The following is a 15,643-nucleotide window of genomic DNA, read 5'->3' as shown; positions in this document are numbered from 1 at the left end:
GACACCGTGCGCATCACCCAGGGAACCTTCTCGTTCCTGCCCGACCTGACCGACGACGAGATCACCGCGCAGATCGCCTACGCGCTCGAGCACGGCTGGCCCTGCTCGGTGGAGTACACCGACGACCCGCACCCCCGGAACACCTACTGGGAGATGTGGGGCCTGCCGCTGTTCGACCTGGCCGACCCCGCCGCGGTGCTCGACGAGGTGCGCGCGTGCCGCGGCGAGCACCCGGAGCACTACGTGCGCGTCAACGCCTACGACGCGAGCCTCGGACGGCAGACCGTGGCGCTGTCGTTCCTGGTCAACCGGCCGAGCGAGGAGCCCGGCTTCCGCGTCGACCGCCAGGAGGGCGCGGACCGGCGCGTCACCTACTCGATCCACTCCTACGCCACCGAACGGCCCGCGGGCGCGCGCTACGGCGGCGCCCGGGGCGGCTCGCGGAGCAACGGTCACGGGTCCGGCCATGGGCAGCACTGACAACGGACGGGTCTCCTTCGCGACGGCCGGGCGGGCGTCCCGTCCGGCCGTCGCCTCGCCGCCCGACGACGTCGAGGAGACCCCCGCCGAGACGCTCGCCCCCGACGCCGTCGTCGACCTCGACGACGTCCGCCGGGAGGCCGGGGTCGACGACGTCCTCGACCGCCTCGACCGCGAGCTCGTCGGCCTCGCGCCGGTCAAGGAGCGGCTGCGCGAGCTGGCGGCGCTGCTGGTCGTCGACCGGGTCCGCGAGCGCTTCGGCGTGACGACCGACCGCCCGACCCTGCACATGTGCTTCACCGGCAACCCCGGCACGGGCAAGACGACCGTCGCGCAGCGGATCGGCGACCTGCTCAAGGGCCTGGGCCTCCTGCGCCGCGGGCACCTCGTCACCGCGACGCGCGACGACCTCGTCGGCCAGTACGTCGGGCACACCGCGCCCAAGACGAAGGAGATCGTCGGCAAGGCGCGCGGCGGCGTGCTGTTCGTCGACGAGGCCTATTACCTGCACCGTCCGGGCAACGAGCGCGACTACGGCGGCGAGGCCATCGAGATCCTCCTGCAGGCGATGGAAGCGCACCGCGACGACCTCGTCGTCGTGCTCGCCGGCTACGCCGACCGGATGGCGACGTTCTTCGAGGCCAACCCCGGGATGCAGAGCCGGATCGCGCACCACGTCGACTTCCCGGACTTCAGCGCCGACGAGCTGGTGACGATCGCCGAGGGCATGGTCGCCGAGCAGGGGCTGGGGTTCTCGGCCGAGGCGCACACCGCACTGCGGGAGTACCTGGCGCTGCGCCGCGAGCAGGAGTGGTTCGCCGGCGCCCGCAGCGTGCGCAACGCCCTCGACCGCGCCCGCATGCGCCAGGCCCGGCGGCTCTCCGAGGGCGGCAGCCGCGTCGGCCTCGCCGACCTCACCACCCTCGAGGCCGCCGACCTGCGCGCCAGCCGCGTCTTCGCCGGCGGGCACCGCTCCTGACCTCGTTGGTGCGAACGGTCTATGTGAGCGATATTCCCGGCTATAGCCGGGAATATCGCTCACATAGGTTCGGCGGGTGACCACCACCGCGCGCCTGCGGGCGTTCGTCGCGCTCGCCGACCGGGGGTCGGTGCGCGGGGCGGCGGCGGCGCTGGTGGTCACCGAGTCCACGGTGTCGGCGGCCGTGCGCGCGCTGGCCGAGGAGGTCGGCGTCGCGCTGCTGGAGCGCGACGGGCGCGGCGTGCGCCTCACCCCCGCCGGCGCCCGCTACGCCGACTACGCCCGCCGCATCCTCGGCCTGCTCGACGAGGCCACGACCGCCGCGCGTGGCGAGGCCGACCCGGAGCACGGGCACATCCGTCTCGGCGCCGTCACCACCGCCGGCGAGCACCTCCTGCCCGCCCTGCTCGCCTCCTTCCGCGCCCGCCACCCGCACGTCGGGGTCGGCGTCGACGTCTCCCCCAGCGCCGCGGTGTGGGCGATGCTGCGCCACCACGAGCTCGACGTCGTCGTCGCCGGGAGCCCGCCGGGTGACCTCGACGGCCGGGTGCGCGCGCGGCGCGAGAACACGCTGACCGTCGTCGGTGCCCCGGACGCGGCGGCCGGCTTCGACCCGGCGACTGCGACCTGGCTGCTGCGCGAGACCGGCTCCGGCATCCGCGCCACCCTCACCGCCCTGCTCGAGGCCCTGCCCGGCGACCCGCCCCGCATGGTGCTCGGCTCCCACGGCGCGACGATCGCCGCGGCGCGGGCCGGGCTCGGGGTGACACTGGTGGCGCGCGAGGGCGTCGCGCGCCTGCTCGACGAGGGCGCGCTGGTGGAGCTGGCGGTGCCGGGCGTCCCGATCGCGCGCCCCTGGCACTTCGTCACCCACCCCGACGCCACGGCCAGCACCGAGCTCCTCGTCCGCCACCTGCTGGAGGACGAGGAGCTCGGCTGGGTGCGGGTCTGAGCTGGTCAGGCGGCTGTTCCGGCGGCGACGACCCGGTCGACCTCCCGCCGCAGGGCCGCGCGGCCCGCGTCGACGGCGGCCGGGTCGCCACGCCACGCGAGCAGCGCCGGCGACACGAGCGCCCGCCCGAACGAGAACGTCAGCCGCCAGGGCCCGCCGAGGCGGCGGATCGCGGCGAGGTTCGCGGCGGCGGTCGCCGAGGGCTGGCCGCCGGAGAGGAACGCGACGCCGGCGAGCTCGTCGGGCATCGTCGCGCGCAGGGTGTCGACGGTGGCGCGGGCGACCTCGGCGGGACCGGCCGCCTGCCGCGCGCCCTCGCCCGCGGTGACCATGTTCGGCTTGAGCACCATCGCCGCCGGGTCGACGCCCGCGCGGTCGAGGGCGCGGGCGAGCGTGGCCAGCGTGCGGGCGGTCGCGGCGGCGCACACCTCGATGCGGTGCCCGCCGGCGCTGAGGATCTCCGGCTCGACGATCGGCACGAGGCCGCCGACCTGGCAGGTGCGCGCGTAGGCGGCGAGCGCCTCGGCTGCCGCCTCGAGCGCCCGGGGCGACGGACGCCCGGCGCCGAGGTGCAGCACCGCGCGCCACTTCGCGAACTCGGCGCCGAGCGCGACGTACTCCGCGACGCGGTCCGCGAGCCCGTCGAGGCCCTCGGTCACCGTCTCGCCGTCCTCGCCGCCGTCGAGGGGCGCGGTGCCGGTGTCCACCTTGATCCCGGTCTGGATGCCGGCGTCGGCGAGCGCGGCGGGGAACGGGCGGCCGTCGGCGAGGTGCTGGCGCAGCGTCTCGTCGCACAGGATGACGCCGCTGACACCCGCCTCGAGGTCCTCGGTGGTCAGGAGCAGCTCGCGGTACGCCCGGCGCTGCTCCTCGGTGGGGGCGACGCCGGCGTCGGCGAGGCGGCGCGACATGGTCCGCGGGCTCTCGTCGGCGGCGAGGATGCCGCGCCACCCGGCGACGAGGCGCGCGGCGGTGGCGCGCAGCTCCTCGGACGTCGGCGTGGTGGTCGGGCCGGTGCGGCGGGTCGGGCGGGTCGGGCTGGTCGCGGCGGTCGTGGTCACGGCGGCCTCCTCGGGCGGTCATGCGCGTCGACCGACGCTAGGAACGCCCGCGGGCCACGACGTCCCCTGCGCGGTGGAGCCGACGGGGGAGATCCCGGCAATGACTACTCGCGGTCACATCGACGCTTGTCGCGGGCCCGATGCGCCCCCCAGAATGACGCATCGTGACCGATCACCCGCTGTTCCCGTCACCGAACGGCTCGGACCCCGTGCGCCGGGCGCGCCTGCTCGTCGTCCTCGCGATCGTCCTCGAGGTCGCGGCGGTCCTCACCGTCGTCACGATCGTCATCGGCTCACCGTCGACCGGGCACCTCGTCGGCGCCGTCCTCGGCCTCGCCGCGGTGTCGGCGCTGATGAGCCTCGCGTTCATCAACCTCGCCCGGGCGCGGATGTTCGCGGGCATGACGGGGCTGGCCCGGTCCGCCGTCGCGGGCGGTCCGTACGGGCACCGGGACGGCGGTCCGGGCGGCTTCGCCGGCGGTCCGCGAGGCTCCGCCGGCGGGTACGGGGCGCCGGGCCGGGGCGGCGGCAGCGGTGGCCCGGGTCCCTGGTACGACCCGTCGGGCTGGCCCGGCCACGACCACCACCAGCCGTGGCACCACGGCCACCACCACGGCCACCACGACCACGGCGGCTGGTCGGGCGGGTCCGACTCCGGCTGGTCCGGCTCGAGCTGGTCGGACGCCGGGTCCTCGTCGAGCGACTCGGGCTCGTCGTCGAGCGACTCCGGGTCCTCGTCGTCGTCGAGCGACTCGGGCTCGTCGTCGTCGAGCGACTCGGGCTCGTCGTCGAGCAGCTCGTCGGACTAGGTCCGGGAACCGAGGGTCAGGAGCCGTGTCCTCGGGACACGGGTCCGCCCGCACCGACGCCTCGAGAGGGAGGCGTCTCCCCGTGACACGGTCGTCCCCTGGCGCCGGTGGGGCTCACCCCGGCGCCGCGGGGATCGCCCGCGGCACCGGGGGAGATCAACCGACCGCCCTCCGCTCCCGGAGGATCAGCCGACACGGATGCCGGCGGGCAGGCGGGTGCCCTCGCCGGCGAGGGGGTCGGAGTCGCAGGCCCGGTCGGGGCGGCGCACCGACAGCGTCAGCGGCACCGGCCCGCCGTCCTTGCGCGGACCCCGGGTCGTGCGGTGGGAGTGGTCCAGTGACGGCTTGGGGACGACGGTATCCATCTCGAGCTTCGCGAGCTCGCGCTCGCCGTTGCCCAGCACGCACTCCGGGTCCGGGCCGTCGAGCGGCAGGCCGGTGAAGAACTTCGCCGCCATGCAGCCGCCCTGGCAGGCGTCGTAGTGCGAGCACTTCGTGCACGCCCCGCCGGACTGCGGTCCGCGCAGCTCGGCGAACAGCTCCGACTCCCGCCACACGGTGTCGAAGCCGCCCGGCGACCGGACGTTGCCGGCGAGGAACTGCTCGTGGATGGCGAACGGGCAGGCGTAGACGTCGCCGACCGGGTCGATCAGGCACACCACGCGCCCCGCGCCGCACAGGTTCAGCCCCGGCAGCTCCTGGCCGAACGCGGAGAGGTGGAAGAACGAGTCGCCGGTGAGGACGTCCTCGCCGCGGGCGACGAGCCAGTCGTAGAGCTGGCGCTGCTGCTCGCGGGTGGGGTGCAGCTCGTCCCACGAGTCGGCGCCGCGACCCGAGGGACGGAAGCGGGTGATCCGCAGCTGGGCGCCGTAGCGGTCGGCGATGGCCTTGAACTCGTCGAGCTGGTCGACGTTGTGGCGGGTCACCACCACGCTGATCTTGAACTGCCCGAACCCGGCCGCGTACAGGTTCTCCATCGCCCGGATCGCCGTGGCGTAGGAGCCGGGCCCGCGGACGTGGTCGTTGACCTCGGCCGTCGCGCCGTCGAGGGAGATCTGCACGTCGACGTAGTCGGTGGCCGCGAGCTGCTTCGCGCGCGCCTCGTCGAGCTTGACGCCGTTGGTGGAGAACTTCACGCCGACGTCGTGGGCGATCGCGTAGTCCAGCAGCTCCCAGAAGTCGCTGCGGACCGTCGGCTCGCCGCCGCCGATGTTGACGTAGAAGACCTGCATGCGCTGCAGCTCGTCGATGACCGCCTTGCACTCCTCGGTGGAGAGCTCGTTCGGGTCGCGACGGCCGGAGCTGGACAGGCAGTGCACGCAGGACAGGTTGCAGGCGTAGGTGAGCTCCCAGGTCAGGCAGATCGGGGAGTTCAGGCCTTCGACGAAGTGGTCGACGAGTTTCATGGGGTGTCCCCTTGCAAGCGCCGCTGGATGGTGCCCGCCTGCGCCAGGCCGGCCAGGGCCTTCAGGTACTGGTCCCGCTGGTGTGCAGGAACCTCGGCGGCCTCGAGGGCGCCGTGGACGTCGGGGTGGTCGGCGAGCGTCTCCACGACCCGGACCAGGGGCCGGGTCTTGAGGAACGACAGCCGCCGGGTGTGGAAGTCGTAGACCAGGGCGCCGAAGGACTCCGGACGCACCGAGACCGAGCCGGAGATCCGGTACGGCTGGTCGGCGTCGAAGTGCTCGACGCCGGCGGGGGTGGCTCGCGGGCCGGCCCCCGCCGCCGTCGTCGACATCAGTAGACGCCGCACATGCCGTCGATCGAGACCTCCTCGACGAGGGTCTCCTCGACCAGTTCCTCGTGCTCCTCCATCGCGTCCTCCTCACCAGCGGTGCCTCGGGCGCTGCGAACGCTAAGCGGCACTCGGTGCCACCACCAGACGTCCGGCGGACGGGATTGCCCTGTCCGTTCGGTGGGGGCGGCGGACCACCCGGGTTGGTAGAGGATGCTCGTGTGGTGACGACGAGGAGCGCGCGACGGGTGCCGGTCGCCCGGCGCCTCGAGGACGTCGCCCTCGAGCTGTTCGCGACGCAGGGCTTCGACGAGACCACGGTCGACGAGCTCGCCCTCGCCGGCGGGGTGGGCCGGCGGACCTTCTTCCGGTACTTCCCCACCAAGCTCGACGTGGTGCTCGGCGAGCTGGACGACGGGCTGGCCGCGCTGGCCTCGGTGCTGCGCGAGGAGCCCGGCGACGACCCGGTCGCGGCCGCGCGCGCCGCCTTCCTCGCGGTCAACCACTACGCCGACGCCGAGCTCCCCGCCCTGCGCCGGCGCCTCGGGCTCATCGAGGACGTGCCCGAGCTCGCCGCGCGGGCCACGGTCCGCTACCGCGACTGGGAGCAGACCCTCGCCACCGATGCCGCCGCGCGCTGGGGCACCGACCCCGCCTCGCTGCGCGCCCAGGTGTTCGGGCGCGCGGTCGTCGCGGCGATGCGCGCGGTGTTCAGCGCCTGGCACGTGCGCCCGGAGGCGGACGCGGCGGCGCTGGGCGCTCTGGTCGAGGAGGCGTTCGACGCCCTGGCGCGGGGGTTCTCGTCGCCGTGAGCGCGCCCGAGGAGCTCATCGACCTCGACCCCGACTCGACCGATCCGCCCTACGAGCAGCTGCGCGCCCGTGTCACCGAGCTCGCCCGCACCGGCGCGCTGCGCCCCACACCCGCCTGCCCGCGGTGCGGCGCCTCGCCGGGGACCTCAACCTCGCGCCCGGCACCGTCGCCCGCGCCTACCGCGAGCTGGAGGCGGCCGGGGTCGTGGAGACGCGTGGGCGGCTCGGCACCTTCGTCGTGGGCGGGGAGTCGGCCGCCGACCCGGCCCGCGAGCTGGCCGCCGAGTACGCGCGGCGGGTGATGGCGCTGGGCGTCTCGCGCGAGCGCGCGCTGGACCTCGCCCGCGCGGCCCTGGCCGACCTCTGACCCCCGGGCGTTCACGACGGCACCCAGCGTCTCGCGCCGTGCCGGGGTCGCCGAGTCCCGAGCTCGATCGCCTGGTGGACTTCCTGCGCGAGAGCGGTCTCGACGCGCACGTAGACGTGGCGGCGTCGTCGGTGCGGATCGAGCCGCGCAGGCCCAACGGTCCCGCAGCGATCCTCGAGGTCGACGAGGTCCGGTATCGCCGTTGTCTGGAGCACCTCGCCGCCGGCTCAGACTCGAGTGCCCGCCCGCTCGACCACGCCCGGGGCCTCGCGATGCTCGAGATCCTGGAACTCCTGACCACCGACCACGGCGACGGCGTCAACCGCGTCCGTCGCCTCTGGCTCGCCGACCAGGGACACGGCCTCCACCTCGTCGAGGAGCGCGACGACGATCCCGGACCGCCGCCCGAGACATCGGCCGGACCGCACGATGAACCCGCCGTGTTCGCGGACGAGCTGGACTGGCGGAGGCTCCCGCGGCACGCCGAGCATGGAGCAGCGACCCCGGGCACTGAGCTCCTCTGAGGTGGTTACTGGCTCGTATCCCTCGCCGCGCGAGCGATACGAGCCAGTAACCGCCCGAGCCGCGCCCTACCAGGGCACCTCGGCCCGGTCCTCCCACAACCGCCCGGTGGGCGCCGGCTCGGACGGGCTGGACGCCCGGCGGCAGAGCCAGATCGCCGTGTCCGCGCCCTCTTCGATCGACCGGGGCGCGTCGGGCCCGCCCATGTCGGTGCGGCAGTGGCCGGGGCAGGTCGCGTCGACGAGGACGCCCCGCCGGCCCAGCGCGAGCTCGTGGGCGAGGTTGCGGGTCAGCGCGTTGAGCCCGGCCTTCGCGACGCGGTAGGGCGCGAGCCCGCCCGCCGTGCCCGGACCGGTCAGGCGCCCGAGGCACGCCGACAGGTTGACCACCCGCCCCCACCGGCGCCGGGCCATCCCCGGCACCAGCGCGCTGACCAGCGCGAACGGGGCGTCGAGGTCGACCGCGCGCACGTCGCGCCACTCCCCCAGCGTCGTGGCGAGGGTCGTCGAGCGCTTGCTGCTCATCACCGCCGCGGCGTTGACCAGCACGTCGACCTCGAGACCCTCGACGCGCGCGGCGATCCCGTCGACGTCGGCCAGGTCGTGCACCAGCGCCCGCCCGCCGACCGCCTCCATCGCCGACGACAGCGCGTCCCCGTCCCGCGCCACCCCGATCACCGCGGCACCCGCGGACGCCAGGCCGGCGGCGATGGCGCGGCCCAGGCCCCGGCTCGCGCCGGTGACGAGCGCGGTGCGGCCGGCGAGGTCGGTGGAGCTCACCGGCCCGAGGTTCCCGCGGGCGGTCGGGTCCATCCCCACGACTTGTCGCGTATCAGTGGCAACAACGGGATCGCGACAACGCCGCACGATGGCCAGGCGGACCCCCTGTCCGAAGGTGCAGGCCGGGCACCGTCGCCGTGGTCGGGATCACCGCGCGCCCCTGTCCCGGTGACCCGCGCCACCCCTAGCGTCGCGCCGGATCGCGAGGAGCCCGCCCGTCGGGGCGGGGCTCCGAGGACCGCACCGACGAGAGGACACCCATGCAGGTCGACGAGCTGCTCAAGCCGTTCCCGATCAAGGAGTTCCACCCCTTCCCCCGGGCGCTGCTGGGGCCCGGCTCGCACGAGATGATCGGCCCCGAGGCCCTGAAGATGGGCTTCAAGAAGACGCTGATCATGACCTCGGGTCTGCGCGGCACGGACATCGTCCACAAGATCTCCGAGTCCATGAAGTGGCACGGGATCGAGACGGTCATCTACGACCAGGTCGAGTCCAACCCCAAGGACTACAACGTCATGGACTCGGTGAAGCTGTACCAGGAGAACTCCTGTGACAGCTTCGTCTCCATCGGCGGCGGTTCCTCGCACGACGCCTGCAAGGGCGCCCGTGTCTCGGTCGCGCACGACGGCCGCAACGTCAACGAGTTCGAGGGCTTCAACCAGTCCGAGAACCCGAAGAACCCGCCGCACATCGCGGTCTCGACGACGGCCGGCACGGGCTCGGAGACGTCGTGGGCCTACGTCATCACCGACACCACGACCGACCCCAACAACCCGCACAAGTACGTCGCGTTCGACGACGCCTCGGTGACCAGCCTCGCGATCGACGACCCGGTGCTCTACTACGACTGCCCGGTCGACTTCACCGCGCAGTGCGGCTTCGACGTGCTCGCGCACGCCTCCGAGCCCTACGTCTCGCGCCTGAACTTCGAGCCGAGCCTGGGCAACGCGATCCGCGCCATCGAGCTGACCAACGAGCACCTGCGCGAGGCCGTGTGGAACGGGCAGGACCTGCCCGGCCGCCAGGGCATGATGTACGCGCAGTACATCGCCGCCCAGGCGTTCAACTCCGGTGGCCTCGGGATCATCCACTCGATCTCGCACGCGGTGTCGGCCTTCTACGACACCCACCACGGCCTCAACAACGCCGTCGCGCTCCCCCGCGTGTGGGCGTTCAACATGCCGGTGGCCTACAAGCGCTTCGCGCGCATCGCCCAGGCCATGGGCGTGGACACCACGCACATGACCGACGTCCAGGCCGCCGAGGCCGCGCTCGCCGCGTCCATCCGGCTGCTGCGCGACGTGGGCATCCCGGAGAAGTTCACCGACGTCACCCAGGACTCGTACTCGAAGAACCGTCTGGGCCAGGGCCCGACCAAGTTCTACGAGAACGAGAAGACGATCACGGGCAACGACGCCGACGTGGACCGCATCACCAACCACGTCCTCGGTGACGCCTGCACCCCGGGCAACCCGAAGGAGTGCACGTTCACGACCGTGCGCCCCGTGGTCGACCACTGCATGAACGGCGACCTGGACGACCTGCTCAGCTGATCGCCACGTCCGGTGCCCGGTGAGGTCGGCGTTCGCGCTGGCCCACCGGGCACCGGTGTGTTCCCCTCGATCCGCCACCCGTTGGAAGGACACCGCGTGACCAGCACGACCACCGACGCCAGCTACCCCTTCGGTTCGGTCGAGGAGGTCGTGGACGCGCTCGCCGCGCAGGGCTACATCGCCGATCGGCGTCTGGCCACGACGGTGTTCCTGCTGACCCGCCTCGAGAAGCCGCTGCTGCTCGAGGGCCCGGCCGGCGTCGGCAAGACCGAGCTGGCGAAGATGCTCGCCCTGGCCACGGGACGGCGCTTCCTGCGGCTGCAGTGCTACGAGGGCCAGGACGAGACCAAGGCCCTCTACGAGTGGGACTACGGCAAGCAGCTGCTCTACACCCAGATGCTGCGCGAGAAGATCGCCGAGATCGTCCAGGACGCCCCCGACATCAAGACGTCGGTCGAGCGCATCGCCCACCAGGACAGCGTCTTCTTCTCCGAGGAGTTCCTCGCCGAGCGCCCGCTCATGGAGGCCATCCGCTCCGACGAGCCCGTCGTGCTGCTGATCGACGAGGTCGACCGCGCCGACGAGGCGCTCGAGGCCGTGCTGCTCGAGACCCTCGGCGAGTTCCAGATCTCGGTGCCCGAGGTCGGGACGTTCACCGCCGAGAACGCGCCCTACGTCATCCTGACCAGCAACAACACGCGGGACCTCGCCGCCGCCCTGAAGCGTCGCTGCCTGCACCTGTTCCTCGACTACCCCACCGCCGAGCGCGAGCTGGAGATCGTGCGCTCGAAGGACACCGGGCTGCCCGAGGCGGCCGCGCGCGAGCTCGTCGAGGTGGTCCGCGGCCTGCGCGAGCTCGAACTGCGCAAGGCGCCGAGCATCTCCGAGACCATCGACTGGGCCCGCACCCTGGCCGTGCTGGGCGTCGACGAGCTGAACTCGCAGATCCTCTCCGACACCGTCTCCGTCGTCGTCAAGTACGACAAGGACGTCACCAAGGCCCTCGGCGCGCTGCCGAAGCTCGTCGACCCCAACGCCGAGATCGACGACGCCCACGGGCACGGCCACGGCCACGGCCACGGGCACGGTCACGGCCACGGGCACGAGCACGGGCACGACAACGGGCACTCGAGCGGCCCCGCGCCGGCGACCGCGCGGCCCGTGCACGACGACGAGGACGACGGGCCCGACGGGCGCGCCGTCCGCGCCGCCAAGGACCAGGAGGGCCGGCACGCGGGCGTCTACGGCGCCCCGGGCCGGGAGTACCAGGAGCGCGCACGCTCCGGCGAGGCCGAGCCCACCAAGAAGCGGCCGGTGAGCTCCGGTCAGGGCAGCCGGTCGTTCGGGCTCGGCAAGAAGCGCGCTCTCTAGCTCAGCCCCTGGCTCAGCCCACCCGAGAGCCCGCCCGAGAGGAGGCCTGCGTGGAGGCCAGCATCCACCGCTTCGTCCGGCTGCTCCGCATCCGGCAGGTCCGGATCTCCACCTCGGAGGTCCTCGACGCCATGCGCTGCGCGCGCGAGCCCGGCGTGCTCGCCGACCGCGAGACGCTGCGGGCCGCCCTGCGGGTCGCGCTGGTCAAGGACATCCGGGACGAGGCGACCTTCGACGAGATCTTCGACGCGTTCTTCGCCCTCGTCCGCATCGGCGCCGAGGAGCGGGGGCACGGCCACGGGCACGGCCACGAGGACCTGTCCGACGACGGCACGCTCGAGGACTTCACGCTCTCCGAGGAGCCCGGCGAGACCCCGCAGCAGGGTCACGACCACGGCAAGCCGGTGGACATCAAGGAGTTCTTCGACCCCGAGGACATGGCCCAGCAGTACAACCTGCACCAGGAGGCCAACAAGCTCGACCTCGCGGCGATGACCGACGAGATCGTCTTCTCCAAGGACGGCGCCACCGACCAGACCGGCACCACCGAGAAGGTGCAGATCGAGACCGACCGCCTGCACGGCGGCGGCCTGCCCGGCGACATCGCCACCGAGTCCGGCACCAAGGTCGACGCCGACCTCAACGTCGCCCAGCAGGAGGCCCTGCTCGGCTGGCTGCAGGGCGTCGAGGACGGCATCTCCGACGAGGGCGACGAGACCGACGCGATGGCGCTGCGACGCCGGCTCGCCGGGATGCTCGAGAACCTCCCCGAGGCCATCAAGCGCCACCTCGAGCGGCTGCTGGAGATCGAGCAGCGGATCGTCGACGGCGGGCACGTCGACGAGGAGGCGCACCGAGCCGAGGTCGACCGCGCCGAGGAGCACGAGCGCCAGCAGCTCGAGGACTCCCTGCGCCGGCTCGCGAAGACCCTGCACGGCGCGCTGACCCACAAGCGCCGCGAGTCCCCCCGCGGGCGGATCGACCCCGGGCGCACGATGCGCCGCAACATGCGCTTCGACGGCGTGCCCTTCCGCCCGGTGACCGTCTCGCGCACCGAGGACAAGCCGCGGCTGGTGATCCTCGCCGACGTGTCGCTGTCGGTGCGGGCCACCGCGCGCTTCACCCTGCACCTGGTGCACGGCCTGCAGGACATGTTCGGCCAGGTGCGCTCGTTCGCGTTCGTCGCCGACCTCCTGGAGGTCACCGACCTGTTCGCCGACCACACCGTCGAGGACGCCCTCGGCCTGATCTTCGGCGGCGACCTCCTCGACGTCGACGCCAACTCCGACTACGGCACGGCGTTCGGCACGTTCCTCTCCGACCACGGGTCGGCGGTGAACCGGCGCTCCACGGTGATCGTGCTGGGCGACGGCCGGGGCAACGGCAACGACGCGAACATGGAGGCGTTCGCCGAGATCACCCGGCGCGCGCGGGAGACGATCTGGCTGACCCCGGAGCCCCGCTACTCCTGGGGCCTGGGCGCCTGCGACCTGCCGCGCTACGCCGAGTTCGTCGACCGCATCCGCGTCGTCCGCGACCTCACCGGGCTCTCCGAGGTCAGCCACGACATGGCGGCCGAGATGATCGGCAGATGACCGGGCTGGCGGACGCGCCCGCCACGGGGGTCGTCCGGATCGACCCCCTCGCCCCGTCCCACCCGGGCCGCTGGGAGGACGAGCGGGTCGTCGTGTGCCACGTCGACCGGGGCGCGGTGCCGGTCCGCCTCGTCGCGGCGCGGCCGCCGGAACGGGTCACCGAGCACTTCGAGGTGCACCGGCAGGGCGAGCGGCTGCTCGTGCTGCACCGGCTGCGGCCCGACGAGCTCGACGACGACATCGCCGGGCTGATCGCGGTCGAGCTGGGAGGGCTCGTCGCGTCGGCCGGCGACTTCGAGCGGATCTTCACCGGCATCGTCCGCTCGACCATCAGCGACCCGCTGACGGCCTGGTCGACGTTCTACGCCAACAGCCTCGCGGTGCTGCGCGCGCCGGGACACGAGGTGGCGTCCGACGTCGCGCCCGAGTCGTCGCTGGCGGCCTTCGCGCCGGTGCACGAGCGGGCGCTCGTCGAGATCCGCGGCCGCACGGTGCTCGACGTCGGCTCGTGCTTCGGCTTCCTGCCGCTGCGCCTGGCGCAGGAGGGGTTCGACGTCGTCGCCAGCGACCACACCCCGGGCACCATGGGGCTGCTCGGCGCCGTCGCCCGGCGCCGCGGCGAGGCCGTGCGTCCCGTCGTCGCCGACGCCCGGACCCTGCCCGTCGCCGACCGCGCCGTCGACACCGTCACCGCGGTCCACCTGCTCGAGCACCTGCCGCCGCGCGAGACCGCCGGCGTGCTCGACGAGGCGCTGCGCGTCGCGCGTCGCCGCGTCGTGGTCGCCGTGCCCTACGAGGACGAGCCGGAGCCCGTGTACGGCCACCTCCGGACCTTCGACCACGCCGCCCTGCACGCGCTCGGCGAGCGCTCCGGGCGCCCGTTCACCGTCGCCGACGACCACGGCGGCTGGCTCGTGATCGAGGTGGGCTGACGCCCAGGTGAGCAGAAAGACGTGCTCCAGCACCTCTTTCTGCTCACGAGCGCGGAGCGCACCTACACCGGGCAGCCGCGTCCGCGCGCCTTGGCCTGCTCGTCGAGGCGGAACATCGGGCCGGTGTCGGTGGGCTCGTCGTAGTACCGGTGGAACACCGGCGTGAGGCCACCGGAGATCGGCGGGACGATCCAGCTCCAGTCCACCGGGCACGTGCGCCCCGCGGCCTCCTCCTTCTCGACGAAGCGCAGGAAGCGCTGGGACTCGCCGTGGTGGTCGGCGAGGGAGACGCCGGCCTCGTCGAAGGAGTGCTGGACCGCGGCGGTGAGCTCGACGGCCGCGCGGTCGCGCCACAGGGTGCGCTCGCTGGAGGTGTCGAGGCCCATCGCCTCGGCCACGTCGGGGAGCAGGTCGTAGCGGTCGGCGTCGGCGAAGTTCCGGGCCGCGATCTCGGTGGCCATGTACCAGCCGTTGAACGGGGCGGCCGGGTAGGAGATGCCGCCGATGTCCAGGCGCATGTTGCTGATCACCGGCAGGGCGTGCCAGCGCAGATCCAGGTCGCCGAACCAGCCGAAGTCGGGGTGGCTCAGCGGCACCTCGAGCACCGCGTCCGCCGGGACCTCGTGGACCTGCGGGCCCGCGGCCACGTGCTCGCCGCCGCCGCTGACCACGAGCGGCAGGACGTCGAAGCGGCCCATCGGGCTCGGCGGCATCCACCCCAGCGCGCGGGCGTTGTCGGTGAACCCGACGTAGCGCGGGTCACCGAGCACCCGCCCGCCGGCGCGGTAGCCGGCGTAGCGGACGAGCTGCTCGTTCCAGATGCGCGGCCCCGGGCCCGACGGCCCGTCGGGGGCGAACACGGTGATCGTGGAGCGGATGCGCCCGCGGCGGGTGGCCTCGTGCAGGTGCCCGACGCACTCGGCGGCGACCTCGTCGGGCGCGGTGACGTGGCGGCGGTCGCGCAGGTGCAGGCTGCGCCAGTAGAGGCGCCCGATGCAGCGCGCGGAGCTGCGCCAGGCCACGCGGGCGCCGAACTCGAGCTCCGCGGTGGTGTGGACGTAGGTGCCGGTGCGGGCGATCTCGTCGCGCACCGCGGCGACCCGCGGCTCGACGGGGCCCTCGGCCGGGTTCTCGGCGTGGAAGAGCCGGAGGAACTCCTCGGCCTCGGCGGGGTCGACGGTGCGGCCGCGGACCGGCTGCTCGGGGGCCGGGTCGGCCGCCGGCGCCTCGACGACGTCGGGGGCCGCGACGGCCACGGGCGCCTCGACGAGATCCTCCGCCCCGGCGGGCGCCTCGGGCACCTCCGGCGACGGCACCTCCGGGGGCACCGCGGACACGGGCGCGCCCGTGCCGACGACCGACGGCACACGGGGCCGTGGACGGGGTCGCGGGTGCGGGGTGGGGACCGTGGTGTGGTCCCCGCTGCCGACGGCCTCGATCGCCACGCCGCGCGTCATGCCACCTCCGTGTCTCGAGCCGTCCCCGCGCGGCCGCCGTCCACTGTGCCGCCCCGTGCCCGGAAGCGGATCTCGCTGTTCGGATCAATCACCCGGCGGACGTTGGAATCGTGAACGTCTGTTCGGCGCAATCGCGCCCCACTGGCCGACGGTGAGCGGTTCTCGAAGAGCGTCAGGCGGCGTTTCCACGATCGGGTCGGCGGACATCCCCGGCGCCACGCGGTGTGCCCGGCGCGGCG

Annotated in this window: 17 protein-coding genes; 11 read left to right on the top strand and 6 right to left on the bottom strand. The window is 73.7% G+C overall.

Annotation, left to right across the window (positions count from 1 at the left end; translation table 11 throughout):
- Positions 1–6 precede the first annotated feature (6 nt).
- From PH190_RS06240 to PH190_RS06230, 3 genes are all read left to right on the top strand, one after another.
- Positions 7–480, top strand: coding sequence for a ribulose bisphosphate carboxylase small subunit (locus PH190_RS06240; protein ID WP_274230618.1), 474 nt, complete (start codon positions 7–9; stop codon positions 478–480).
- Entirely contained in the window at positions 467–1,459 is a 993-nt protein-coding gene (locus tag PH190_RS06235; protein ID WP_274230617.1) for an AAA family ATPase, read from the top strand. The genes PH190_RS06240 and PH190_RS06235 overlap by 14 nt, the downstream gene beginning before the upstream one ends.
- 76 nt (positions 1,460–1,535) lie before the next feature.
- Entirely contained in the window at positions 1,536–2,411 is an 876-nt protein-coding gene (locus PH190_RS06230) for a LysR family transcriptional regulator (protein WP_274230616.1), read from the top strand.
- Positions 2,412–2,416: 5 nt separating this feature from the next.
- On the opposite strand, the gene PH190_RS06225 is transcribed toward PH190_RS06230, so the two are convergent.
- The gene (locus PH190_RS06225) at positions 2,417–3,472 is read right to left on the bottom strand and encodes a class I fructose-bisphosphate aldolase (RefSeq protein WP_274230615.1); all 1,056 of its coding nucleotides are present in this window, start codon (positions 3,470–3,472) and stop codon (positions 2,417–2,419) included.
- A 164-nt stretch (positions 3,473–3,636) separates the two neighbouring features.
- On the opposite strand from PH190_RS06225, the gene PH190_RS06220 reads away from it, so the two are divergent.
- Positions 3,637–4,281: a hypothetical protein gene (locus PH190_RS06220; RefSeq protein ID WP_274230614.1), complete on the top strand. Its 645-nt coding sequence runs from the start codon at positions 3,637–3,639 to the stop codon at positions 4,279–4,281.
- Between the two features lie 185 nt (positions 4,282–4,466).
- Here PH190_RS06220 and mftC read toward each other — a convergent pair whose 3' ends face one another.
- Genes mftC through mftA form a run of 3 tightly spaced genes read right to left on the bottom strand, consistent with a single transcriptional unit; the run spans position 4,467 to position 6,147 of the window.
- Entirely contained in the window at positions 4,467–5,687 is a 1,221-nt protein-coding gene (gene mftC, locus PH190_RS06215) for a mycofactocin radical SAM maturase (RefSeq protein WP_274230613.1), read from the bottom strand.
- The gene (gene mftB, locus PH190_RS06210) at positions 5,684–6,019 is read right to left on the bottom strand and encodes a mycofactocin biosynthesis chaperone MftB (RefSeq protein ID WP_274230612.1); all 336 of its coding nucleotides are present in this window, start codon (positions 6,017–6,019) and stop codon (positions 5,684–5,686) included. Before mftB ends, mftC begins: the two co-directional genes overlap by 4 nt.
- Positions 6,019–6,147, bottom strand: coding sequence for a mycofactocin precursor MftA (gene mftA, locus PH190_RS06205; protein WP_274230611.1), 129 nt, complete (start codon positions 6,145–6,147; stop codon positions 6,019–6,021). Before mftA ends, mftB begins: the two co-directional genes overlap by 1 nt.
- A gap of 93 nt (positions 6,148–6,240) precedes the next feature.
- Here mftA and PH190_RS06200 point away from each other — a divergent pair, with 93 nt between their 5' ends.
- From PH190_RS06200 to PH190_RS06190, 3 genes are all read left to right on the top strand, one after another.
- Positions 6,241–6,828 carry an acyl-CoA-like ligand-binding transcription factor gene (locus PH190_RS06200; protein ID WP_274230610.1) on the top strand — a complete coding sequence of 196 codons (588 nt, stop codon included), beginning with the start codon at positions 6,241–6,243 and terminating at the stop codon, positions 6,826–6,828.
- A 124-nt stretch (positions 6,829–6,952) separates the two neighbouring features.
- Positions 6,953–7,195, top strand: coding sequence for a GntR family transcriptional regulator (locus tag PH190_RS06195; RefSeq protein WP_274230609.1), 243 nt, complete (start codon positions 6,953–6,955; stop codon positions 7,193–7,195).
- 38 nt (positions 7,196–7,233) lie between these two features.
- The gene (locus PH190_RS06190) at positions 7,234–7,719 is read left to right on the top strand and encodes a hypothetical protein (protein WP_274230608.1); all 486 of its coding nucleotides are present in this window, start codon (positions 7,234–7,236) and stop codon (positions 7,717–7,719) included.
- A 66-nt stretch (positions 7,720–7,785) separates the two neighbouring features.
- On the opposite strand, the gene PH190_RS06185 is transcribed toward PH190_RS06190, so the two are convergent.
- Complete coding sequence (locus PH190_RS06185) at positions 7,786–8,496, bottom strand: SDR family NAD(P)-dependent oxidoreductase (protein WP_274230607.1); 711 nt, start codon at positions 8,494–8,496, stop codon at positions 7,786–7,788.
- A 260-nt stretch (positions 8,497–8,756) separates the two neighbouring features.
- Between PH190_RS06185 and mdo the strand changes: the two genes are divergently transcribed.
- The 4 genes from mdo (at position 8,757) to mftM (ending at position 13,947) form a co-directional block, all read left to right on the top strand.
- On the top strand, positions 8,757–10,049 hold the full coding sequence (mdo, locus tag PH190_RS06180; RefSeq protein WP_274230606.1) for an NDMA-dependent methanol dehydrogenase: 1,293 nt from the start codon (positions 8,757–8,759) through the stop codon (positions 10,047–10,049).
- 96 nt (positions 10,050–10,145) lie between these two features.
- Positions 10,146–11,420 carry an AAA family ATPase gene (locus tag PH190_RS06175; RefSeq protein WP_274230605.1) on the top strand — a complete coding sequence of 425 codons (1,275 nt, stop codon included), beginning with the start codon at positions 10,146–10,148 and terminating at the stop codon, positions 11,418–11,420.
- A 50-nt stretch (positions 11,421–11,470) separates the two neighbouring features.
- Entirely contained in the window at positions 11,471–13,015 is a 1,545-nt protein-coding gene (locus tag PH190_RS06170) for a VWA domain-containing protein (RefSeq protein ID WP_274230604.1), read from the top strand.
- The gene (gene mftM, locus PH190_RS06165) at positions 13,012–13,947 is read left to right on the top strand and encodes a mycofactocin oligosaccharide methyltransferase MftM (RefSeq protein WP_274230603.1); all 936 of its coding nucleotides are present in this window, start codon (positions 13,012–13,014) and stop codon (positions 13,945–13,947) included. Before PH190_RS06170 ends, mftM begins: the two co-directional genes overlap by 4 nt.
- 62 nt (positions 13,948–14,009) lie before the next feature.
- On the opposite strand, the gene PH190_RS06160 is transcribed toward mftM, so the two are convergent.
- Positions 14,010–15,404, bottom strand: a complete 1,395-nt coding sequence (locus PH190_RS06160; protein WP_274230602.1) for a nitric oxide synthase oxygenase — start codon at positions 15,402–15,404, stop codon at positions 14,010–14,012.
- Between the last annotated feature and the right edge of the window lie 239 nt (positions 15,405–15,643).

This window comes from Actinomycetospora straminea (genome assembly GCF_028737255.1).
Taxonomy (GTDB): domain Bacteria; phylum Actinomycetota; class Actinomycetes; order Mycobacteriales; family Pseudonocardiaceae; genus Actinomycetospora; species Actinomycetospora straminea.
Note: the sequence above shows the minus strand (reverse complement) of the source record. Positions and strands in the feature narration are given on the sequence as shown.